The 23,577-nt window shown below is 58.5% G+C and carries 18 protein-coding genes; 10 read left to right on the top strand and 8 right to left on the bottom strand.

The features are described from left to right. Positions 1–194: 194 nt before the first annotated feature. Positions 195–1,613 carry an aldehyde dehydrogenase family protein gene (locus C1N84_RS14555; protein ID WP_264441602.1) on the bottom strand — a complete coding sequence of 473 codons (1,419 nt, stop codon included), beginning with the start codon at positions 1,611–1,613 and terminating at the stop codon, positions 195–197. Between the two features lie 104 nt (positions 1,614–1,717). Here C1N84_RS14555 and C1N84_RS14550 point away from each other — a divergent pair, with 104 nt between their 5' ends. Then, on the top strand, positions 1,718–2,632 hold the full coding sequence (locus C1N84_RS14550; RefSeq protein ID WP_264441601.1) for a LysR family transcriptional regulator: 915 nt from the start codon (positions 1,718–1,720) through the stop codon (positions 2,630–2,632). A 12-nt stretch (positions 2,633–2,644) separates the two neighbouring features. On the opposite strand, the gene C1N84_RS14545 is transcribed toward C1N84_RS14550, so the two are convergent. Next, entirely contained in the window at positions 2,645–4,540 is a 1,896-nt protein-coding gene (locus C1N84_RS14545) for a flagellin N-terminal helical domain-containing protein (RefSeq protein ID WP_264441600.1), read from the bottom strand. A gap of 1,203 nt (positions 4,541–5,743) precedes the next feature. Here C1N84_RS14545 and C1N84_RS14540 point away from each other — a divergent pair. From C1N84_RS14540 to C1N84_RS14530, 3 genes are read left to right on the top strand one after another with little or no spacing between them, the layout of a single operon-like run. Further along, positions 5,744–6,721, top strand: coding sequence for a glycosyltransferase family 2 protein (locus C1N84_RS14540; protein ID WP_264441599.1), 978 nt, complete (start codon positions 5,744–5,746; stop codon positions 6,719–6,721). A gap of 16 nt (positions 6,722–6,737) precedes the next feature. Next, positions 6,738–8,045, top strand: coding sequence for an oligosaccharide flippase family protein (locus C1N84_RS14535; RefSeq protein ID WP_264441598.1), 1,308 nt, complete (start codon positions 6,738–6,740; stop codon positions 8,043–8,045). After that, the gene (locus C1N84_RS14530; protein WP_021507262.1) at positions 8,042–9,037 is read left to right on the top strand and encodes a glycosyltransferase family 2 protein; all 996 of its coding nucleotides are present in this window, start codon (positions 8,042–8,044) and stop codon (positions 9,035–9,037) included. The genes C1N84_RS14535 and C1N84_RS14530 overlap by 4 nt, the downstream gene beginning before the upstream one ends. 166 nt (positions 9,038–9,203) lie before the next feature. On the opposite strand, the gene C1N84_RS14525 is transcribed toward C1N84_RS14530, so the two are convergent. Then, complete coding sequence (locus C1N84_RS14525; protein ID WP_150361749.1) at positions 9,204–9,449, bottom strand: hypothetical protein; 246 nt, start codon at positions 9,447–9,449, stop codon at positions 9,204–9,206. Here C1N84_RS14525 and C1N84_RS14520 point away from each other — a divergent pair. Continuing rightward, the gene (locus tag C1N84_RS14520) at positions 9,437–10,726 is read left to right on the top strand and encodes an HAAAP family serine/threonine permease (protein WP_021507261.1); all 1,290 of its coding nucleotides are present in this window, start codon (positions 9,437–9,439) and stop codon (positions 10,724–10,726) included. The two genes, C1N84_RS14525 and C1N84_RS14520, sit on opposite strands and share 13 nt — an antisense overlap. 99 nt (positions 10,727–10,825) lie before the next feature. Here the strand turns inward: C1N84_RS14520 and C1N84_RS14515 are convergent, their stop codons facing one another. The 3 genes from C1N84_RS14515 to dbpA form a co-directional block, all read right to left on the bottom strand. Continuing rightward, positions 10,826–12,382, bottom strand: a complete 1,557-nt coding sequence (locus C1N84_RS14515) for a methyl-accepting chemotaxis protein (RefSeq protein ID WP_394541650.1) — start codon at positions 12,380–12,382, stop codon at positions 10,826–10,828. Between the two features lie 572 nt (positions 12,383–12,954). Next, positions 12,955–13,917, bottom strand: a complete 963-nt coding sequence (locus C1N84_RS14510) for a chemotaxis protein (RefSeq protein ID WP_021507259.1) — start codon at positions 13,915–13,917, stop codon at positions 12,955–12,957. Between the two features lie 141 nt (positions 13,918–14,058). Continuing rightward, positions 14,059–15,438, bottom strand: coding sequence for an ATP-dependent RNA helicase DbpA (gene dbpA / locus C1N84_RS14505; protein WP_159377459.1), 1,380 nt, complete (start codon positions 15,436–15,438; stop codon positions 14,059–14,061). 391 nt (positions 15,439–15,829) lie between these two features. On the opposite strand from dbpA, the gene C1N84_RS14500 reads away from it, so the two are divergent. Continuing rightward, positions 15,830–16,027, top strand: a complete 198-nt coding sequence (locus C1N84_RS14500; RefSeq protein WP_010618157.1) for a hypothetical protein — start codon at positions 15,830–15,832, stop codon at positions 16,025–16,027. 109 nt (positions 16,028–16,136) lie between these two features. Here C1N84_RS14500 and C1N84_RS14495 read toward each other — a convergent pair whose 3' ends face one another. Continuing rightward, a complete protein-coding gene (locus C1N84_RS14495) occupies positions 16,137–17,498 on the bottom strand; it encodes an amidohydrolase family protein (protein WP_058775189.1) in 1,362 nt (453 codons plus the stop codon). Positions 17,499–17,587: 89 nt separating this feature from the next. Continuing rightward, entirely contained in the window at positions 17,588–18,448 is an 861-nt protein-coding gene (locus tag C1N84_RS14490) for a LysR family transcriptional regulator (protein WP_264441596.1), read from the bottom strand. Positions 18,449–18,535: 87 nt separating this feature from the next. On the opposite strand from C1N84_RS14490, the gene C1N84_RS14485 reads away from it, so the two are divergent. The 4 genes from C1N84_RS14485 to lldD all read left to right on the top strand — a co-directional run bounded on the left by C1N84_RS14485 (position 18,536) and on the right by lldD (position 23,557). Beyond that, positions 18,536–19,708 carry a cyanate transporter gene (locus tag C1N84_RS14485; protein WP_264441595.1) on the top strand — a complete coding sequence of 391 codons (1,173 nt, stop codon included), beginning with the start codon at positions 18,536–18,538 and terminating at the stop codon, positions 19,706–19,708. Positions 19,709–19,935: 227 nt separating this feature from the next. Next, positions 19,936–21,585 carry an L-lactate permease gene (gene lldP, locus C1N84_RS14480; RefSeq protein ID WP_136546371.1) on the top strand — a complete coding sequence of 550 codons (1,650 nt, stop codon included), beginning with the start codon at positions 19,936–19,938 and terminating at the stop codon, positions 21,583–21,585. Then, the gene (lldR, locus tag C1N84_RS14475) at positions 21,582–22,367 is read left to right on the top strand and encodes a transcriptional regulator LldR (RefSeq protein ID WP_264441594.1); all 786 of its coding nucleotides are present in this window, start codon (positions 21,582–21,584) and stop codon (positions 22,365–22,367) included. Before lldP ends, lldR begins: the two co-directional genes overlap by 4 nt. Continuing rightward, positions 22,367–23,557, top strand: coding sequence for an FMN-dependent L-lactate dehydrogenase LldD (lldD, locus tag C1N84_RS14470; RefSeq protein ID WP_264441593.1), 1,191 nt, complete (start codon positions 22,367–22,369; stop codon positions 23,555–23,557). The genes lldR and lldD overlap by 1 nt, the downstream gene beginning before the upstream one ends. The last annotated feature ends 20 nt before the right edge of the window (positions 23,558–23,577 follow it).

Here is a 23,577-nt window from a genome sequence, read left to right as displayed (position 1 = left end):
GGATTGACAATAAACTCTTCATAAGAGTGTGATTGGTTTTTATGATTTCAATCTGTGTTTTTATATGTTTTTTCTTCATTATCGAATCTTAAAAATTATCTTAATTCACTTTCACATAATGATGTGCATACACTAAAAAACACGATGACACACCCTGCGCCGCAGTGCTATTCACTGCAGCGCTCACCTCATCCTTACTCAGCAATCAGCGCCCTTGGTTCCAGAAACGCGCTGATACCCGCCTGACCCATTTCCCGGCCGATGCCGGAGTGGCGGAAACCGCCGAACGGCGCGCGCGGTTCGTGTGCCAGCGTGTTGATCATCACGCGGCCGGCGATCAGCTGCTCTCCCACCTGGCGTGCATGCTGTTCATCCGCACCGATCACCAGTGCCGACAGGCCGTAATCGCTGTCGTTGGCCATGGCGATGGCTTCGGCTTCATCGCGGTAGGTCAGGATGCTCAGCACCGGGCCAAAAATCTCTTCGCGCGCCAGCGGCATTTCATTGGTGACATCGCTGAACAGCGTCGGGCGGATATACCAGCCGTGGTGCAGTCCGTCCGGGCGGCCGCTGCCGCCGGTCAGCAGGCGCGCACCCTGTTGCTCGCCGAGCGCGATATAGTGCTGCACGCGCTGCCACTGTTTCTCGTTGACCATCGGTCCGATGGTGGTGCGCGCGTCAGCCGGATCGCCGGAGACCTCCGCAGCGACCGCCGCCGTCAGCGCCTGTTCGAACTCGGCCTTGCGCTGCTCCGGCACCAGAATGCGCGTGCCGGCAATACAGGCCTGGCCGCTGTTGATAAAGCCAGCCTGAACCGCCAGCCCGGCCGCCTGCGCGGCATCGGCATCCGGCAAAATCAGCGTCGGTGATTTACCGCCCAGCTCCAGCGTGACGCGTTTAAAGGTGTCAGCGGCGCTGCGCAAAATCGCTTTGCCGGTGGCGGTCGAGCCGGTGAAGGAGATTTTCGCCACCTGCGGACTGCGGCTCAGGGCTTCACCGACGCTGGCACCGCGTCCGGTGACGATATTAAACACCCCCGCAGGCAAACCGGCGGTGTGCAGCGCCCTGGTGATCACCTGGGTCTGCAACAGGCTGAACTCGCTGGGTTTGATCACGGCGGTACAGCCTGCGGCCATCGCGGTTGCCAGTTTGTGGCAGATAAAGCCCGCGTTGCTGTTCCATGGCGTGATCAGGCCGGCAACGCCGAGCGGCAGCATCTGCACCTGCGCACGGCCTGCCTGTTGTACAAACGGATAGCGTTTCAGCTCTTCAATTACCTGCAGAATTACGTCAGCCGGATAGCGGCTCATCCACTCGGAGCGTGCGGTGGGCGCGCCGTACTCCTCAAGGATCGCCGCGCGCAGCTCGCTTTCGGCACGGTTAACCGCATGGTACATCTGTTCCAGCAGGGTGATGCGCTGTGCCACCGTGGTCGCGGAGAAGGCGGGAAACGCCGCCGCGGCTGCCGCAATTGCGCGTTCAGCATCCTGCGCATTGGCCAGACGCGCTTTACCGATTACGCTGCCGTCGGCAGGTTTGATAATATCCAGCCATTCATCGCCGTCAGGAGTGACAAACTGGCCGTTGATATAGATGTGTTCAATCATGTGCATGGCTATGCTCCTTTGCATGTTGCGTGGCGGCAAAGTAGCACGCACCACCGGCGGCGATAATCCGCCTCCGCCTGCAAAGGGTATTGCGCGAAACGGAATAATTGATGAACCGGACAGGTCTGACTGAACTGGAAATTGTGCTGGCGGTCGCGCGGCGCGGCACCTTTAAAGCGGCGGCCAGCGAGCTGGAGATGTCGCCTTCGGCGGTGACCAATGCGGTTGCCGCGCTGGAGAAACGGCTGGGCGTGCGGCTCTTCAACCGCACCACGCGCAGCGTCGCGCTGACCGATGCCGGACGGCGTTTCAGCGAGAAAATTGTGCCAGCGCTGGCGATGATCCGCAGCGCGGCTGAGGAAGCCGGCAGCGATCCGGGCGATCCGGCCGGCATGCTGCGTCTCAACGTGCCGCCGGAGAGCAGTGCGCTGTGGTACGCATCGATATTGCTGCCGTTCCTGCAGCGCTATCCGCGCATTCGCGTCGATATTTACAGCCAGAAAGAGCGGGTGGATATCGTGGCCGACGGCTTCGATGCTGGCATTCGGCTGGCAGAAGATGTGCCGGGCGATATGATTGCCGTCAGGCTGACGCCGGAAATGCGCATGATTGTGGTGGCCGCGCCAGCCTACCTCGCACACGCGGGCACACCGCAGACGCCAGAGGCGCTCGATCAGCATCAAACCCTGTGTATGCGCATGGCGGACGGCAGCGTTTACCGCTGGGAGCTGAGCCAGCAGCAGCAGCGTTATCGGCTGCAGGGCGAGCCGCGTATGGCGGCCAGCGACATGAGCGCCATCCACCTGGCGGCGCTGGCGGGTCTGGGCATTGCCTGCATGACGGAACAACAGGTTGCGGCGGATGTGCAGGTGGGCCGACTGGTGCATCTGCTGCCCGGCTGGCAGGTGCCCCTCGGTGCGCTCTGCCTCTACTATCCGGGACACCGTCTGGTGCCGCCGGCGCTGCGGGCGCTCAGCGAATTTGTGCGTGAGCAGCGTGATGCTTCTGCCTCATCTGAAGCCTGATGACGTCCTTGATCAGGCGTTCAGTAACTTCAGCACCTGCTGCGGCAGCTGATTAGCCTGCGCCAGCAGGGCGCTGCTGGCCTGCTGCAGAATTTGCTGACGCGACAGGCTGGAGACTTCCGTAGCGTAATCCGCATCCTCAATACGGGAGCGCGATGCCGCAATGGCGGCGGTCGCGTTGCCCTGCAGCGTTTGCGCCGAGAGTAGCCGGTTAGCAACGGCGCCCAGGCGGGTGCGCTGACTGTCGATTTGCCCGATGGCGCGATCCAGCGTGGCAAGCGGATCGTCCGGATGTTTCAGGCGGATCTCTGAACCGGTCTCGGCCACGCGCAGCGTCGTAAAGTTGGTGGAGGCATCGGTCACTGACGACAAAGCCGCCTGGAAGTAAATCTGCACGTCACCCACGCCCTGCAGGGTTTTCAGCATCAGGTTGCCGCTGCTGTCACTGCGGACGAAGGTGGCGGTTTTATCCAGATTGCCGTTCGGCACATCCATGTAGTAATTGCCGTCGGCGTCGAGTTTCAGCACATCATTACTGCTGTTGCCATCGACATCGGTATAGCGCACATCCACATTGGCCGGATCGAGCGTGATGTAAGAGGTGCCGGTCACGCTGTTTACCGCACTGAAGCTGTTAATGCTGCTGGCGCTGGTCGCGACGATGCTCAGGGCGTTACTGGTGCCATCCGAGGTCGCGCTGACGGCGGCGTTGTAATACTGGTAGTTGCCGCCGCCGTTATCCACTTCCATTACATACTGCCCGCCGCTGCGCAGCAGACGGCCATTACTCACTGCATTGCCGCTGGCATCGCTGAAGCTAAGGCTGGCGGTGCTGGTGTCGATCGCCGGCGTGTCGGTCACCGTGGTCGGCAGGGTCGCGAAATCGCTGTCGGTTTTGGCGGCACCGCCGGTCATGCGTGCCGTTACTGCGCCGCTGCTGCCAAAGCTTAGCGTGGCCGGATACCAGCTGTTGTTCTGCTCAATATAATACTGGCCATTATCCTGCGTTAACGTGGCTGCTGGCGTGGTGCTCAGCGCGCTGCCACTGCTGTCCTGATAATTAACCGCCGGGATGGTGCGCGACGCAATGCTGCTGACGTTGCTGTACAGCGGCGCCGGATTGCTGCGGCTAATCGAGACGTTACCGGCAGCCGTGGCGGTGTCCCAGCGCGCACTGACGGCGGCCAGATAATAGACCGGCTTGCCGTCGGCGTCGCTGCTCTGCACGTACTGGCGGTTATCACCACTGCTGCGCACCAGCTGCGGTGAGCCGCTGGAGGGCACATAATTCACGGTAATCGCCGGGTTGCTGAACGCCATATTGGTGGCGAGGCCGGTGAGGGTGGTGACATTGGTCACTTTGCCGCTGATGCCGCTGATTACCAAATCCTTAAGTCCCAGCGCCTCCACGCTGAAGCCGGGTGCCGACAGGTCGAGACTGATTTTCTCGTTGTCATTAGCGCCAACCTGGAATCCCAGCTTACCGGCGCTGCCATCCAGCAGCCTGATGCCGTTAAAGCTGCTGCTGGTGTTGAGCCGGTCAATCTCTTTCAGATTGAGGTTAATCTCCGCCTGAATGGCGTCTGAGTCGCTCTGCGAATTGGTGCTGTTTAATCCCTGAACCGCCAGCTGGCGAATCCGCTGCAGGCGGTTATTGATCTCATCCAGCGCGCTTTCCGCGGTTTTGACCAGTGACAGGCCGTCACCGGTATTACGCTGCGCCACCGTCAGGCCGTTCTGCTGGCTGCTAAAACGGTTACCAATCGCCTGACCTGCCGCATCGTCACGCGCGCTGGTGATGCGCATACCCGACGATAAATGGCGGATCGCATCGCCCAGCGCCGCGCCACTTCTGGCAGATTGCTTGCTGGCGTTGAGGGCAGACAGATTGGTTTGCAGGCTGATCATTTCCGGGCTCACTGATAAATACACTGATAGCGTTATCGGCATTTACCGGCTTTCTTTAAAAAAATATTTGGCCTAAGTCATGTCAGCGAAGCGCTGATTGTTAAAATAAGCAGCATGAAATCGCGCTAAGTTGAGTTTGTGGTGCGGTAAGGATCTGTATTTTTTCGCACGACGCTAATTTATAGAGGCAGCGCTTGACGACTACTAAAAATAGCAGGTCAGCACAATGAATAAAGGATATTACTGCTTAAGCGGGACGGCGAGGGCGTAACCCATTGCAATAACAACCGCTTGGGACGCTACTGGACTTATCCGCCGGTTTCCCTGCTCTTATTCCTGGTCAGCAGCGCGCGCCGCCCTTATCAATCGCCGCGGTTGCGCTTTATCCATGCTAATCAGTCAGCGCGAAATATTGTGGCGGGGCGGGTGAGTAAATTCCGTTTTGGTCTGGAAGGCATTGACCTTATAACTGCGCCTGGTAAGAATGCGGTAAAAGTTTTGAATCAGATCGCAATTTTTGGCCTTGTGCCATTTGCAGTCCGGCTGCGATAGCCGGACTGAATTAACGCCACTTGCACCCCGCGCCGCGCAACACACATCGCGGCGTAATAAAAGTGCAGGGCATACAGCAAATATCGTTAATGTCGTGACGCTCGTTGCGAAGGCCCGTCGAAAGATGCACCTTTTCAACCGCGGTCGGCAGTTCCCGTTCTCCTGATGCGGCAAAAAATAGCTGGAGAGGTAGCGCCGATCAGGATAACGAATAAACCTCTATCTGATAAATGTTTTACCCGACAGCAACGCAATAAATACGTTGCTGTGCAGGAAGTGTTGGGGCTAACTGGCTGATAAATAACTGAACTCTGCGGAGTGCAGCGCCCCTTCTTTACGCCTGAAAATGCACCAAAGAGAACTCCAGCACGCTGGTCGCTGTAAGCCAGGGGCGGTAGCCTGCGGTTTTTACCCTTTAAATCGCCAGATAAACCTGACCTGAATATATAGCGAAATTCTTATCTGGCCCCAGCGAAAAATAGTCTTATTCCGGCGGTCATATTTTGCTGAGGAAACTCTGAAAACAGCGGTGTATTAATGTTAAGCCAGATGAAAGCATAGGCCGTTAAACGTTAAGCATTAACGGTTCAGTATCGATTTTTATTTTGTCACGGCGGGTTCAACCCCCAATAAATTATGTTTTGAGGTCATATGCAAACTCCCGTTAACGACGTGCTGATTAGCGTCATTGTGCCGGTGTATAACGCCGCAGCTTATCTGGAAAGATGCATCGACAGCCTGCTGCAGCAGGATGAGGTTCGCTTTGAGGCCATTTTTATTAATGACGGCTCCAGCGATGACTCGCTGGCGATCCTGCAGCGCTACGCCGGTTATCCGCAGTTCCACCTTATCAGCCAGGCCAACGCGGGCGTCTCGGCGGCGCGCAACCGGGGCATTCGCGCCTCGCGCGGCCGGCTGCTGTGTTTTTTAGACGCCGATGACTTCCTGCCGCCCCAGGCCTTCTCGACGTATGTGCGGCTGATGAGTGATGAAACGGCGATGGTGGTGGGCGAGTCACAACATTTCAACCCGGACGGCGCACCGCTGGATTTTCCCGCCAACCGTGAACAGGCGTACGTGCTGTCGGTATCGGCGGCGATTAACGAACTGCTCTATTACCATCCGCGCCACGGTATCTGCGACAAGGTGTTTCGCGGCGATGTCATTCGTCAGCACCGGCTGCGGTTCAACGAAGAGATCGCCAATTTCGAAGACCTGCTGTTTGTCATGAACTACCTGCATCTGCAGCAGGATCGCCAGGTAGTGATGACGCAGCGGGTGGTTTATCACTACGTCAAATCCACGCACTCCGCCACGCGTTCGGCGCTGCGGGAAAAACATTTCTCTTTTGCCCGCTCGTTCAGCGGCATGAAGGCGTTTTTATCGAGCCAGCATTATCGCTGCTATTACCACCTCTATTTAAAAGTCACGGCGTCTTACATCCACAAAGGGCTGCACAGCGACAGCCTGAGCCGCGCCTTCATTGATGAATACATCACGCTCTATCGCCGCAGTTTCCGCAGCTGGTGCACCGCCGGACCGCTACTTAATCCGTGGAGCCTGTACTTTGCGCTGTTTTTCATTAGCCCGCGCCTGGTTTCACGGCTGCGCCGGCTGGCAGAGAAATAATCGCACCGGAGGCGTTGTGAAAAACAAATTAAAAAACTCCATGTGGATGATTGCCGAAAAGCTGATTGCGGTATTCGGCCTGATCTTTGTCACCTCCTACGTGGCGAAATACGTCGGGCCCACCACCTTTGGCATTATCTCCATCGCCATGCTGGTATTTCAGTTTATTCAGACCATCGCACTGATGGGCAGCGATGTGATTTTGCTGAAACGCATCGCGCAGAATCATCATTCCGGCCTGCGCCTGATGATGGCGACCTTCCTGCTGGTACTGGTGCTGTATTGCGTGCTGTCGATTGTCGGCATGGCGATTATGGAAGAGGAGTGGAGCGCCGACGCGCTGGTCTTTATCTGCGCGGCAGCCATTGCCTGCCTGTTCTCATCCATTGACCTGGTCAATATTTACAACGAAGCGAGGCTCAACGCGCGTCTCAATGTGATTGCCAACGTCATCGGTCTGGCGATCAGCCTGACGGTGCGCTTTCTGATCTCCTATTACCAGCTGGAACCGGCCTGGCTGGCGATTCCGATTGTGCTCGCCACCTTTATTCCTTTCACCATCAAGTTAACGCTGTTTCTGCTGTATGAGCGGCGTGCACCGCTTCCGGCGCTGCGCCACGTGAAAAAGTATTCGCGCTACATGCTGGTTTCCGGCATGTCGCTGATCTTCTCTGCGATTGCCGTTGCGCTGTATACCCGCGTGAATCAAATCAGCGTCTCTTATTTTCTCGGCGTGAAAGAGGCGGGCATTTTTTCCGTGGCGCTGACGTTGTCGACCGCCTGGGTATTTTTACCCAGCGCGCTGCTGGCGTCGTTTTATCCGGCATTTTTTGCCGAGCGGAATGACCAGCAGGCGATCGTCAAAGCGCAGAAACTGCATCTGCTGGTGATTGGCGTTTCCGCTGCGGTAATTGTGGCGATCTGGCTGCTGTCGGGCTGGTTTATTCGTGACTTCTACGGTGAGCAATATCTTGATGCGGTCGCGCCGACGTTATTACTCAGCCTCGGTGCGATGTGCGCGGTGCTGAGCAGCGTCATGGATCGTTTCATCATTAAATATAACGGCTATCGCTATCTGGTGAAAAAAACCTTCGCGGTATTAGTGATTTGCGTGCTGTCGTCGCTGCTGCTGGTGCCACATTTCGGTTTAACCGGTGCCGCCATGAGCGTGGTATTAACCGAGTTTTTATCCTTCTCCCTGCTGAATTACTTTTTCCCGGCACAGCCGGTCATGCGTATTCATCTGATCTTTTTCAACCCCAGGAAACTATGGCAGCTCTTTAGCACTATCAAAACCTCAGACAGTAAAGAGAGTTTATCATGAATGAAAAAACGCTATTTAGTATTATCATTCCCGTTTATAACGCGCAAAACACTATCCGGCGTACGCTGCAAAGCGTATTAAATCAAACCTTCAGTAGCTATGAAATAATTGTTGTCAACGATGGCAGTCGCGATAACAGTGCCCGGATTTTGCAGGAGTTTGCTCACTATCCGCAGGTTACGGTGCTTAATCAAATTAACGCAGGCGTCAGTGCGGCACGCAATAGCGGGCTGCAGCAGGCCAGCGGGGAATATGTCCTGTTTCTCGATGCGGATGACTGGGTTGACGATAACTTCCTGATGAGTTTCAAACTCAATCTCAATGCCTGGCCGGCCGAATCGGTGGACTTAATGGTTGGCAATCTCAACGACAACCGTATCGGCAAAGTCTCGCAGGCGGGATTCTTCAGCCAGCAGGATATTCCTTACGTGCTGGGCGAGCTGGAGATGAGTGACAACATTGGCTATCTGCATAATAAATGTTATCGCCGCCAGATTATTGACGATCTTCATCTGCGCTTCATGGAAGGCGTCTCGATGAGTGAGGACCTGCTGTTTAACCTGAAGTTTTTCAGCTGCGTCAGTAATTTTCTCATTACCCCAGGCGCGGCTTATCATTATGAGGATGTGGCGGGATCGCTGTCGAAACGTAAAGTGCAGTACAGCGAACTGAAAGTGCGTAAACAGTCGCTTACCGATTTGTACGATTCGATTGTGGAAAAGTACGCGTCGGGTAATCTCGACCATTTTTTAAAAGCAATCTCGAAACGCGTGCTGGCACTGGATATGCAGATTGTCACCGCTATGTATCACGCCTCGTTTTCACCTGCTGATATTGCGCAGGAAATTAATCAAATCAAGCGCGGAAAATATTCTAAAGGTATTTTTACGCTGCTGAATAAAAATGAAAAACTGAAGTACATGATTATGAATTTGAATACTATCACAGCGTACTATTTCCTTTATGCCCTCTACAGAATGCGGGCGTTCTGATTTTCAATTCTCCCGGCGTTATCCTCTGGCGACGTGCTGCGTTGCCCGAGGCTAGCTGCCGGGGGAGTTTCCTCCTCAGCGCTCTGCTGCTGGCAACATCCCCGCACTTCATTCTCCCGTTCACGTCCACTTCGCGCTGTGTCTTGCACTCCAGACGCTTCTCAGGTCAAATAGCGCCCCAGGCAATCGATTGCGTGCGTGTTTCGTGCGTTATTGTTGTTTTTATCGCCATCTCGCGCATTTTTACCGCCTTTGTGATGCATGTCTTGCGTTGCGGCAATCCACGCCGGGCAAAAACGGGTAGCATAGGCGCGTTTTGTGAAGCGACCGCACGCTGCAGGCCGCCGCGAATTTTTAGCCGTCGTTCCGGCTGCATTTGAGACAATTTTGGAGAGACAGATGGATAACTCACAAACCGGTACCCTCGGTACGGTGGAGGCGGCAGCAACCGGCTGGCGCAAGAGTGATACGGTGTGGATGCTGGGCCTGTACGGCACCGCGATTGGCGCAGGGGTGCTGTTTCTGCCGATTAACGCCGGCGCGGGCGGGCTGATTCCGTTACTCATCATGGCGATTCTCGCCTTCCCGATGACCTTCTTTGCGCACCGTGCGCTGACGCGCTTTGTGCTCTCCGGCAAAAATCCCGGTGCGGATATCACGGACGTAGTGGAAGAGCATTTCGGTGTCGGCGCCGGTAAGATCATCACGCTGCTCTACTTCTTTGCCATCTACCCGATCCTGCTGATGTACAGCGTAGCGATCACCAATACCGTGGACAGCTTTATTGTGCACCAGCTCGGGCTGGTATCGCCGCCGCGTGCGCTGCTGTCGCTGATTTTGATCGCTGGCATGATGACGGTGGTGCGCTTCGGCGAGCAGATGATTGTCAAAGCGATGAGCGTGCTGGTGTTTCCGTTTGTGGCAGTGCTGATGTTGCTGGCTGCGTATCTTGTGCCGCACTGGCACGGCGCGGCGCTGGAGACCTTATCGTTTGCGCAAAGCGGCAGCGACAGCAGTATCTGGATGACGCTGTGGCTGGCGATTCCGGTGATGGTGTTCTCCTTTAATCATTCGCCGATTATCTCGTCTTTTGCCGTGGCGAAACGCGCCGAGTACGGTGCCGGCGCGGAGAAGAAGTGTTCACGCATTCTCGCCAGCGCCCATCTGATGATGGTAGTGACCGTAATGTTCTTTGTGTTCAGCTGCGTGCTGAGCCTGTCGCCCGCCGATTTACAGGCAGCAAAGGCGCAGAACATCACCATTCTCTCCTATCTGGCGAACCACTTTAACGTGCCGATGATTGCCTGGATGGGGCCGATTGTCGCCATCGTGGCCATCACCAAATCGTTCCTCGGCCACTATCTGGGCGCGCGTGAAGGCTTCAACGGCATGGTGGCGAAGTCGCTGCGCAGCCGCGGCAAAACCATCACGCCGCAGAAAATGAATCGCCTGACCACGCTGTTTATGCTGCTGACTACCTGGCTGGTTGCCACTCTGAACCCGAGCATTCTCGGCATGATTGAGACGCTGGGCGGGCCGGTGATTGCGATGATTCTGTTCCTGATGCCGATGTACGCTATTCATAAAGTCCCGGCGATGCGCCAGTACAGCGGCAAAATCAGTAACCTGTTTGTGGTGCTGGTGGGGATTCTGGCGATTTCATCCATCGCTTATTCGCTGATGAATTAACAGCAGGACGCGGTGCGCCGGACCCGATGCGCACCGCCATGACAACGCCAGCGACACTGAACGGCCCCGTCTGACGCATGCAGAACGGGGCTGTCTGTTTTAAACCGCAGCGGTTTTAAACACGCTCATCGACTGCGCCAGACGATCGGCCTGCTCCTGCAGCGCCTGAGACGCAGCGGACGCTTCCTGTACCAGCGCGGCGTTCTGCTGCGTCACCGCTTCCATCTGCGTAATGGCCTGATTGATTTCACTGATGCCGCTGCTCTGTTCGCTGCTGGCGATGGTGATTTCGCTCATGATCTCCGCCACGCTGCTTACGCTGCTGACCACGTCACCAATGGTTGAACCGGCGTGCGTTACCAGACGGCTGCCTTCATCCACCTTCGCCACCGAGTCTTCAATCAGCACTTTGATCTCTTTCGCCGCGGAGGCAGAACGCTGCGCCAGGTTACGCACTTCGGTAGCGACGACGGCAAATCCGCGACCCTGTTCACCGGCGCGCGCCGCTTCGACCGCCGCGTTGAGCGACAGGATGTTGGTCTGGAAGGCGATAGAGTCGATCACGCTGATGATGTCGACAATCTTCTTCGAGGAGAGGGCAATCGCCTCCATCTTCACAATCACCTGCTCCATCACTTCACCGCCTTCTTTGGCGACGCCGGAGGTTTTCGCCACCAGCGAGTTGGCTTCGCGCGCATTGTCGGCGTTGTGCTTCACGGTAGCGGTCATCTGCTCCATCGCGGACGCCGTCTCTTCCAGCGAGCTGGCCTGCTGTTCAGTGCGCGAAGAGAGATCGATGTTGCCGCTGGAGATCTGGTTGGACGCCACAGCGATGGTGTCGGATCCGGCGCGTACGTCGGAAACAATGGTCAGCAGGTTATCGTTCATCGCCTGCAGAGCCTGCATCAGCGCGCCGGTTTCATCTTTGCTGCGTATTTCAATGCGCGAGCTGAGATCGCCGGCAGCGACTTTGCTGGCGATGGTCACCGCTTCATTCAGCGGATGCACAATCGAACGGGTCAGCAGCCAGCCCATCACCACGGCAGCGAGAATGGCGAGCGCGGAGAACACCAGCGTGACTTCAATCGCCGTGGTGCCATCATCAATAATGCCGGCGCCTTCCTGCTGGAGCTGCGAGGACTGGGAATCAGCAAACGCCACCGCCAGGTCGAGGTAGGCATTCTGCACGGCGGTAATTTTTTTCAGTACGTAGTAGCTGGCGTCATCGGCTTTACCGGCCCGCACCAGATCCAGCACCTCATTTTTCTGCTGTTCAAACTGCTGACTGGCAGCCAGCAGGCTGGCAATTTTCTTCTTGCCCACGGCGGTAATCTGAATCGCTTCGATCTTCTTCATCGCCGCGTTGGTACGGGCGGTGGCGTCTGCCAGCTGCTGAAAGCACTGCACGTTGAACTGCGGTCGGGTGGTATCGATGACGATGCCGCGCAGGTATTTGATCTGATCGTTGACGCCATCGCGCACGTCAAAGCCGAGCCGCACTTTTACATAGCGATCTTCCACAATCGAAGTAATGCCGCTCTTGATGTTGTTGATCTTCATGATTGAGGTGATACCAATCACCACCAGTAGTGCCACCACTAAACCAAAGGCGATGCCCAGGCGGACGCCGACCTTCATATTCTTTAAGCTCAACATTGGATCTCCCCGCAATGCCAGAATGCTGTTGTATTAAAACGGAAACGCAGACGACGGGTCTGCAATATGTCAATGATGTGTAAAGGAAAGATTTTTTGCCGTTGCGACGAGACGGGTCTGGCGCCACCTGCGCAGGCGCTAAAGTTATCGGTTGCTAATGTTTTAACTTTAATTTTTTAGGGATTCGTCACAAAACGGTTAAGAGGGCTTAAGGTTGATTAATCACTGGTCGTAATTAGCTGGCGTCACGGCCTATGCCGGTGCGCAAAATTGCGCACCCGACAAAAACGCGCAGAGGCGGATGCGATATCTGCATTATCCCGTCGCACAAACCGTAGCGGCGCGATTCATCGCGCATGTCATTTCCCGCACCGCGGCGGAATGCGCAATAAACTGCCCCCTGCAAAAAACGCGCAGAGGCCCTGTAGGGTCACCATTCATGGTGACCTCAGACGATTAATAGATCAGTAAGACAGGATAAATACGCCGTTACGGTAATGCAGCGAATGACAGGCGAGCGGGCATAAAAAAGGCGCGAACATCGCGCCTGAGGGGATAATCGGGGCAAGCGCTTAGCGCTTCTTCTCCAGCACGCGATAAATCACGCTGGAAAGCTCGTTGATTTCAAACTTAGCGACGTAACCGTCAGCGCCCACTTTGCGCACGTGATCTTCGTTGGCGCTACCTGACAGCGAAGAGTGAATCACCACCGGAATCTGCCGCAGCGCGTCGTCGCGCTTGATGTTGCGCGTCAGGGTAAAGCCGTCCATCTCCGGCATTTCGAGGTCGGTCAGCACCAGCGCGATTTTGTCGTGAATCGACTCGCCGTTAGCCTGCGCTTCTTTCTGCATCTCGCTGATTTTAATCCACGCTTCAAGCCCGGTATTGTGCATGATGGCCGGAATGCCCATGCTTTTCAGCCCCTGTTCCAGCAGCTGACGCGCCACTTTGGAGTCTTCAGCAACAATCGCTACCTGGCCGGGTTTAAGGTTGAAATTCTTCGCCGTCTCTTCGCTCGGCTCAACACCACGCACCGACGGAATGATGTCATACAGAATCTGCTCGACGTCGAGCACCAGTGCCAGATTGTTGCTCTGACCGTCGGTGTCCAGACAGGCGATGCTGGTGATGTTACGGCTGCCGATGCCCGCTTCCGCCGTGTGCACCTGATTCCAGTCGAGACGCACAATGTTCTCCACCGATTCCACAGCAAATGCCTGGGTGCTGCGCGCGTATTCGGTCACCAGCAGCAGGTTGAGGCCGGTTTCCGGTTTGCAGCCAGTTACTGCCGGCAGGTCGATCACCGGAATAAACTGGCCGCGAATACTGGCCATGCCGAGCAGCGGTGAATTCATGCCGGCGGCGCGGGTAATCGTCGGCATCGGCACAATTTCACGCAGTTTAAATACGTTGATGCCGTACAGCTCAGACTTGCCTTTCAGCCGATCGGAACCCAGCCGGAACAGCAGCAGTTCGAATTTGTTAGAAAGCGCAAGGTTGGCGCGTTCATCGATCTCTTTCTGAAAATTATCCATTGTGGCCTCGGGGCAGAATCTGGGCGGAGTAAAGGGCAGGGCAATAGCGCCATGATTAACTTATCGGCAGCGGAGGAAAAAAATGAAGGGAAGGGCGATGAAAATTTAGCGTAAGGGCGATCGCCCTCACGCTCACGACAGTTACTTCAGCAGAATCGCGCGCACGCTTTTGCCTTTGATCTTGCCCTCTTTCAGCTTGATCAGCGCTTTTTTCGCCTGCGCGGCGTCGATGGCGACATACGCATGGGTCGGGGTGAGATCGATTTTACCGATCTGATCGCCGCTGAAACCGGCTTCACCGGTCAGGGCGCCCAGAATATCGCCGGGACGCATCTTGGCTTTGCGCCCACCGTCAATGCACAGCGTCATCATTGCCGCCGGCAGCGGCTGTGCGCCTTTGCCTTTCAGCGTGCTGGCCGGCTGCCAGTTGAGCTTCTGCTGCAGGTAATCTTCCAGCGCATGGGCGCGCACCATTTCGTCGGCCGCCACAAAACTGACCGCCAGCCCCTGTTCGCCGGCGCGGCCGGTACGGCCAATGCGGTGAATGTGTACTTCCGGATCCCACGCCAGCTGGAAGTTAACCACCAGCGCCAGCGATTTAATGTCGAGGCCGCGCGCGGCGACGTCGGTGGCGATCAGCACACGGATGCTGCCGTTGGCAAAGCGAATCAGCACGCGTTCGCGATCGCGCTGTTCCAGATCGCCGTGCAGCGCCAGCGCGCTGATCTGGCGATCGTTGAGCGCGGCCGCAATCTCATCACATTCCCGTTTGGTGTTACAGAACACCACGCAGGAAGCCGGTTGCTGCTGGCTGAGCAGAGCGCTGAGCAGATTGATACGCTCGCTGGCGCTGGTTTCAATAAACTGCTGCTCAATCGCTGGCAGTTCCGACTGCGCTTCGGTCGCTACTGCCAGCGCATCGCGCTGAAAGCGCTGACTCAGGCTGGCAATGGTATCGGGCCAGGTGGCGGAGAACAGCAGCGTCTGACGCGAATCCGGCGTAAAGCCAATGATGGCTTCCATATCGTCGCGGAAACCCATCTCCAGCATGCGATCGGCTTCGTCCAGCACCAGGCTCTGCAACTGACTTAAATCGAGATTGTCACGCTTGAGATGATCGAGGATGCGCCCCGGCGTGCCGACCACAATATGCGGCGCATGCACCAGCGAGTCGCGCTGCGCACTCATTGGCTGGCCGCCGCACAGCGTCAGGATCTTGATGTTGCGGGTGAAGCGCGCCAGCTGACGCAGCACGTTGCTGACCTGGTCGGCCAGTTCACGCGTCGGGCACAGCACCAGCGCCTGAGTATGAAAACGCCCGCTGTCGATGCGGTTCAGCACGCCGATACCGAAGGCGGCGGTTTTGCCGCTGCCGGTTTGCGCCTGCGCCCGCACATCGCGTCCGCTAAGGATGGCCGGCAGGGAAGCGGCCTGAATCGGCGTCATGGCGTCGAAGCCCATCTCGCGCAGGTTGTCGAGCTGGCTGGCAGGCAGTTGCGTCAGGGTAGAAAAAGCAGTCACAGGAGCATCTCAGGTAGTAGCAGGAATAGCGGCGGCCAGTCTGGCAGAAAGGCGGGCTATCGGCAACGGCAATTGCGGCAATGATCACGCGAGGAAATTAGTCAGCCGTTGCGCTTTGTCAGGTCAATGATGAGGTGCAACTATCGCAAAGTTTTAATGAATGTTCCGAATTTCACACGAGGCAGCACGAACGGTAAAAACGCTTTTTCGAGAGAAAAAATGATATTAGCCGCAGCGATACGGCATTATCGCGGCACGTTGCGGTGAATTTCAGTGATATTTCGCTTATATGTTACCTGTTATGCGGAAAATCTGAGTAAAAATCCTAACCGCTTTGCTTTATATTTAGCGCGCCATTTGGCAATTAATAATTACTTCAGAGGTCACCTCATTGAGTCACTATGTCCAGGGACAAAACGAAGACGTTCTGAAAATCGTCGGCCGCGCCGTGCTAACGCTGCATCTGCATGGAGAGACGTTATCCTCCGATAAAGTCAGCTCCATGATTGCCTGTTATGCGGAAGAAGAGCCTGTTAATGACGATGAGCACCAGCGCCTGTATGCGCTGGCGATTCAGATGTTGTCTTAAATCCAGCATTATCATCGGACTTGCCGCGCCGGTGTCACCTTCCAAAGCCTCCTGCGGGAGGCTTTTTTGTGGCCGGGTCTGGCGTGCTGGTGCTGGCTACGATGCGCCTTCAGGCGCTGAATACCGGCGTGCCGCGCTGGAACGTAGCGCGCACCGGCGCAATGCGCGCCACGGCTTCCGCCGAGCAGCTGGCGTCGACCAGCATCATACTGGCTTCATCCTGCAGCTGCGGCCACTGGCGCTCACCGCTATTGGCGAGCGGCAGAATGCCGCCGGTGGCGATATGCAGCGCGCGGCTCAGGCCAAACTCATCCGAACCGCGATACAGCTGGGCATACAGATTGGCTTTCTCCAGCATGCTGCCGGTGCCGAACGGCGACCAGTGATCGATCACGCTGTCGGTGCCGGTCATCACCGTCACGCCGGCTGCCTGCAGCTGCGGCAATGGCATCGTCAGCTTGCCAATCGGAATCGTTGACGCCACGCTCATCTGCTGTTCGGCCATGCCGGCGATAATCTCATCCAGCGCCTTACCTTCCAGCGTGGCGAGCGCGAAACCGTGGCTCAGCGTCACTTTGCCTTTCAGCTGCGGATTACGGGCGATGGTGGCGATCATGTACTGAATGGCTGCCACGCCGGCGGCGCTGGTCTCATGCAGGTGAATATCCACGCCGCGATCGTAATCCAGCGCGATGCGGAACATCGCATCAAGCGAAGCCTGCATGGCACCATCCACGTTGGTGGGATCCAGCCCACCGACATACTGCACGCCGAGCTGCATCGCCTCGCGCATCAGACCATCAACCTGCGAATGCAGCAAACCATGCTGCGGAAAGGCGACGATCTCACAGCGAAATGCCGGATGGTTGGCCAGCGCCAGCTGCAGATGTTCGAGACTTTTCAGGCCACTGACTGGATCGATGTTGCAGTGGCTGCGCGCTTCGGTGCTGCCTTTACTTTGCAGCAGGCCAATCAGCGCTTCGGCGCGCGCCTGCGAGGTTGGCAGCAGCTGGGGAATCAGCACCTGCTCGCGCGCAATCATATCCATGATGGTCTTGCCCTGCCGCGGGCGCGGTGCCTGCCATGGTCCGCCGTAGAAGGTTTTATCCAGATGGATGTGCATGTCCCGCGTGCGCGGTAACAGCAGCGCACCGCCGGCATCCCACTGCGGCAGGGCAGGCTGGCGCGCCTGGCCGGCGGCGCTAATGGCGCTGAACTTGCCTTCTTTAATGGTGATGTCGTACAGCGCGGTGCGGGTGGCGACTATCTCCGCGCCGTCGCGCTCAAATCCCTCTTCGAGGCGCACATTCAGCAGCTGATAGTGCGCCACGGCAGGCGGCGGTGTGGACGAGACCGGCGGTGTGTCGGGACGGGCGGCGCTGCTCATGCCAGCCATCATCAGGCTGCCTGCGGCAGTAAGGCGGACGCCGTGGCTGAGAAAATCACGGCGGCTGGAAGCGGTCAGAGGCATCGGAAACTCCAGGCAAAAGGAAAAAACCTAATCTGGCAAAACCGACGCCGCCGCGCTGCGATATTTCCCACTGCCTGGCAGTGGAAAAATCACTGCCACTGTAGCTGGCAGAATTGCACCAGCGCAGCGGCCAGCGCCTGTTGCAGCGCATCCTGCGGCTTACGGCAGAACAGCGCCAGCTCGAAATGGCTGATCACTGGTAAACCCTCAGCGCTGCCCAGCACGCGGTGACCGGGCAGGCGGCAGCTGGCGGGCAGCAGCGTCAGGCCGAGACCGGCGGCGCTGGCGCTGGCGAGGGCCACCAGGCTGGCGCTGCTGTAGCTGATGCGCCAGCTGCGGCCGAGCGCATCCAGCGTCTGACACATCTCTTCGCGATACAGCCCCTGCTGCGGAAACACCACCAGCGGCAGCGGCGTCTGGTCAAAGCAGGGATGTTCAGCACTGTCCAGCCACAGCAGCGGCTCGGGCCGGGCGGCCAGCGGGCGATCGCCGCCCGGCTGCTTGATCAGCATCAGATCCAGCTCTTCGCGCTGCCATGCGCGATGCAGATCGACGTACATGCCGCTCATCACGTCAAGACGCAGCTGTGGATGCTGTCGGCTGAATCCGGCCAGCAGGCTGGCGGTCGGGGCGGCAAAATCCTCCGGCACGCCAATGCGCACAATGCCGTCGCGCCACTTATCGCTCAGCACATCGTGCGCTTCGCCGTTAAGGGCGATGATGCGCCGCGCGTAGCCGAGCAATTTTTCTCCCTCTTCGGTCAGCGCCACCTGATGTGAGGTGCGCTGTAACAGCGCTTTACCCAGCATCTCTTCCAGCCGCCGCACCTGCTGACTGACCGTCGACTGCGACAGGTGCACACGCTCGGCGGCGCGGGTAAAGCTGGCGGTCTCGCACACCGCCACAAAGCTCAATAGCTGCTGCGGCGTAAACATTGGCTGACGATTCATTTATCCACTGCCCATCATGGTGTTATTTCATTTCCAAATAGTACTGTCTGCTGCGATGCTGACAACCTTTTCACTGCAGGATGGGTTATGAACCGACATGCCAATACGTTAACGCTGGCTGCACTGGTACTGGCCGGGCTGAACATGCGCCCGCTGCTGACCTCGATCAGTCCACTGCTGGGCCAGCTGCGCCACAGCCTGCATCTGTCAGGGCTGGCCGCCTCGCTGCTGCCGGCGGTGCCGATGGTGATGATGGGCGCGGTGGCGCTGTTCAGCGCCACGCTGATGCAGCGCGTGGCCTTAAAGCCCTTACTGCTGGCCGGGCTGACGCTATTGCTGCTGGCGCTGGCGGCGCGCGGCGTGATCGACAGCGGCAGCGGGCTGGTGCTCAGCGCGTTGTTTGCCGGCATCGGCGTCGGCGTGGTGCAGATGGCGATGCCGGGACTGATTCGACAGCGTTTTAGCCGGCGCAGCGCGGCGGTCACCGGGCTGTGGGCGGGCGCGCTGATGGGCGGCGGCGGACTGGGCGCGGCGCTGTCGCCGTGGCTCAGCGCGCAGCTTGGCGTACCGCTGGCGCTCAGCGGCTGGGCGCTGCCGGTGCTGCTGGCTATCCTGCTGTGGCTACTGGTGCGCGTGCCTGCCGCGCCGGATGCCGCGCAGGTAACGCTGCCGCCGCTGTGGCGTAAGCCGCGCGCCTGGTCGCTGGCGCTGAGCTTTGGCCTGGTCAACGGCGGCTATGCCACCTGTGTTGCCTGGCTGCCGGATGCGTATCACCGGCTGGGCTGGTCGGCGCAGGCCGGCGGCTCGCTGCTGGGCGTGATGATTCTGAGCCAGGTTGCCGGCGCGCTGCTGATGCCGCTGCTGGCGCGCGGTGCCGATCGCCGTCCGCAGCTGATTGTCAGTCTGCTGTGCCAGCTGGCCGGGATGAGCGGGTTTCTTTTTGCGCCACTGCTGGCGCCGTGGCTGTGGGCCGCCATCGCCGGCTTCGGTCTCGGTGCCGCGTTCCCGCTGGCGATGGTGCTGGCGCTCGATCACCTGCCGCAGCCGCAGGCAGGCGCGCGGCTGGTGGCCTTCATGCAGGGCGCAGGATTCATCATCGCCGGCTGCATGCCGTTTATTGCCGGTCAGTTACAGGTGCTCACCCACAGCTTTGCCAGCGTATGGCTGATGCAGGGCATCGTGACGCTGGGGTTGATCGGACTCAATCTGCGTTTTCATCCGCACAGCTATGCGCGCGCCTTTGGTGCGGCAGCGCGCTGATTGGTCCTACCAATGTTATAGAAATGTAGCCACATGGTCACATAACACGAAAAATCACGCCTGCCGCGTTGCTTTGGGTTAACAATGCATTAACTATCTGGAGCCATAAAGCCCGTCAGCCGCAATGTGGTCCTACCAATTGTGGTCCTGAACCGGGCAATAATCTGCGGCGCACGCCTGCTTTTGCCGATGCGCCGCATCCCTCTGGTGACCTCTGGAGAAACGGCATGCAGGTGTGGCAACAAAACTACGATCCGCTCAACAATTTGTGGCTATCCAGCCTGGTGGCGGTGATCCCGATTGTTTTTTTCTTCTTCGCGCTGATTAAGCTCAAGCTGAAGGGCTATCAGGCCGGTACGATCACCGTGGTGCTGGCGCTGCTGGTGGCGCTGTTGCTGTACGGCATGCCGGTGCCCCAGGCGCTGGCGTCGGTGGCGTATGGTTTTTTATACGGCCTGTGGCCGATTGCCTGGATCATCGTGGCGGCGGTGTTTGTCTACAAGATCTCGGTGAAAACCGGCCAGTTCGATATCATTCGCGCTTCGATTCTCTCCATCACGCCAGACCAGCGTTTGCAGATGCTGATCGTCGGCTTTTCGTTTGGCGCGTTTTTAGAGGGCGCGGCAGGCTTTGGGGCACCGGTGGCGATCACCGCCGCACTGCTGGTCGGGCTGGGCTTTAATCCGCTCTATGCCGCCGGCCTGTGCCTGATCGTCAATACCGCGCCGGTGGCATTCGGCGCGATGGGGATTCCGATCATCGTCGCCGGTCAGGTCACCGGGCTGGACAGCTTCCAGATTGGCCAGATGGCGGGACGCCAGCTGCCGTTTCTCACCCTCATCGTGCTGTTCTGGATCATGGCGATCATGGATGGCTGGCGCGGCATCAAAGAGACCTGGCCGGCGGTGATGGTGGCCGGCGGCTCGTTTGCCATCGCCCAGTACCTCAGCTCTAACTTCCTTGGCCCGGAGCTGCCGGACATCATTTCGTCGCTGGCTTCGCTGATCTGCCTGACGCTGTTTCTGCGCCGCTGGCAGCCGGTACGCATCTTCCGCTTTAAAGAGCCCGCGCCAGAGACTGCGCCCTCAGGGACACAACGCTATACGCTGGCGCAGATTGTGCGTGCCTGGATGCCGTTCCTGTTCCTTACCGCGACCGTTACGCTGTGGAGTATTCCGCCGTTTAAAGCGCTGTTCGCCAAAGGCGGCGCGCTGTATGACTGGGTGTTTAGCGTACCGGTGCCGCTGCTGCACGAGCTGGTGGCACGCATGCCGCCGGTGGTGAGCGCAGCAACGCCGTATGCGGCGCTGTTCAAATTTGACGTGGTCTCCGCCACCGGCACTGCGATTCTGCTGGCGGCGGTGATTTCGGTGATTTTCCTGCGCATGAAGCCGGCGGCGGCGCTGCGCACCTTTGGCGAAACCCTGAAGGAACTGGCGCTGCCGATCTACTCCATCGGCATGGTGCTGGCCTTTGCGTTCATCTCAAACTACTCCGGGCTATCGGCCACGCTGGCCCTGGCGCTGGCGCACACCGGCCAGGCCTTCACCTTCTTCTCGCCGTTCCTCGGCTGGCTGGGCGTCTTTCTGACCGGCTCCGATACCTCTTCCAACGCGCTGTTCGCCGCGCTGCAGGCGACCACCGCGCAGCAGATTGGTGTGTCGGATGTGCTGCTGGTGGCCGCCAATACCACCGGTGGTGTCACCGGTAAAATGATTTCGCCGCAGTCGATCGCCATCGCCTGCGCCGCCGTGGGGCTGGTGGGGCGCGAGTCCGATCTGTTCCGGTTTACCGTTAAACACAGCCTGATTTTTACCTGTATGGTCGGCGTGATCACCACGCTGCAGGCGTATGTCTTTACCTGGATGATTCCATGACTGAACCCACACCGCGGCTGGCGGATACGCTGCGCGCGCGTCTTAGCGCCTGGATTGAAGAGCATCAGCTGAAACCTGGCATGCGTTTACCCTCGGAGCGTGCGCTGGCCGCCCGCTTCGGCGCGTCGCGCTCGTCGGTGCGTGAGGCCATCCAGCAGCTGATCAGCAGTGGCGTGCTGATCAGTAAACGCGGCGGCGGCACCTGGCTGTGCGAGCCGCAGGGGCCGTGGTCAGAACAGCGCATCGTCGAGCCGATTCGTCAGCTGCTGGCCGCCGATCCTGACTACCGCTGGGATATTCTTGAGGCGCGCCACGCGATTGAGGCCAGCACCGCCTGGCACGCCGCGCAGCGCGCCACCGAGGCGGATAAAGAGCGGCTGCGCTATGCCTTTGACGCGCTGATACAAATGAACGACTGCGACGATCCCGAACTGGCCGCGCAGGCGGATCTGCGCTTCCACCTCGCCATTGCCGAAGCCTCGCATAATCTGGTGCTGCTGCAGACCATGCGCGGATTTTTCGATCTGCTGCAATCCTCCGTGCTGCACAGCCGCCAGCGTATGTACACCCAGCCGGTGATTTTCAACCAGCTCAACGCCCAGCATCAGGCGATGTTCGATGCGGTGATGGCGGGCGACGCCGACGCGGCGCGCCAGGCGGCGATGGATCACCTCGGCTTTGTTCACACCACCATGAAAACGCTGCATGAAGACGAAGCGCGCCAGGCCCGCATCACGCGGCTACCGGGCGCGACGCAGGTTACCCGTAAGGAAGACAACTGATGATTATTTCTGCTGCCAGTGACTATCGCGCCGCGGCGCAACGTATCCTGCCGCCATTCCTGTTTCACTATCTGGACGGCGGGGCCTACGCAGAACATACCCTGAAGCGCAACGTGGCCGATCTCTCTGACGTGGCGCTGCGTCAGCGTGTGCTGAAAAACATGGCTGAGCTGAGTCTGGAAACACGGCTGTTCAATGAAACGCTGTCGATGCCGGTGGCGCTGGCGCCGGTCGGCCTGTGCGGCATGTACGCGCGACGCGGTGAAGTGCAGGCGGCGCGTGCGGCAGCCAATTGCGGCATTCCGTTTACCCTGTCGACCGTGTCGCTGTGCCCGATAGAAGAGGTGGCACCGGCGATTAACCGCCCGATGTGGTTTCAGCTGTATGTGCTGCGCGATCGCGGCTTTATGCGCAACGCGCTGGAGCGGGCCAAAGCGGCAGGCTGCTCGACGCTGGTGTTCACCGTCGATATGCCGACGCCGGGCGCGCGCTACCGCGATGCGCACTCCGGCATGAGCGGCCCGCATGCCGCGCTGCGCCGTTACTGGCAGGCGGTCACTCATCCGCAGTGGGCGTGGGACGTCGGGCTGCACGGGCGTCCGCACGATCTCGGCAATATCTCCACGTACCTCGGTAACCCTACCGGACTGGAAGATTATATCGGCTGGCTGGCGAAAAATTTCGACCCGTCGATCTCGTGGCAGGATCTGGAGTGGATTCGCGAATTCTGGGAAGGGCCGATGGTGATCAAAGGCATTCTCGACCCGGAAGATGCGCGCGATGCGGTGCGTTTTGGCGCCGATGGCATCGTGGTCTCCAACCACGGCGGACGTCAGCTGGATGGCGTGCTGTCGTCGGCGCGCGCGCTGCCGGCCATCGCCGACGCGGTAAAGGGCGACATCACCATTCTGGCCGACAGCGGCATTCGTAACGGGCTGGATGTGGTGCGCATGATTGCGCTGGGGGCTGACAGCGTGCTGCTGGGACGCGCGTTTATCTATGCGCTGGCGACGCACGGCCAGCGCGGCGTGGAGAATCTGTTGAGCCTGGTTGAGAAAGAGATGAGGGTGGCGATGACGCTGACCGGCGCGAAAACCATTGCGGACATCACCCAGGATTCGCTGGTGCAGGCGAATGCGCTGCTGAGCGAAGCCGGACTCAGCCCGGCGCGCCCGCACGCGGTGCGCTAAGCCAGGCAAAGCGCCGGCTC

The sequence above is a fragment of the Pantoea sp. SGAir0418 genome, from assembly GCF_043529865.1.
The sequence above is the reverse complement of the archived record's forward strand: the minus strand, read 5'-3'. Positions and strand labels throughout refer to the sequence as shown.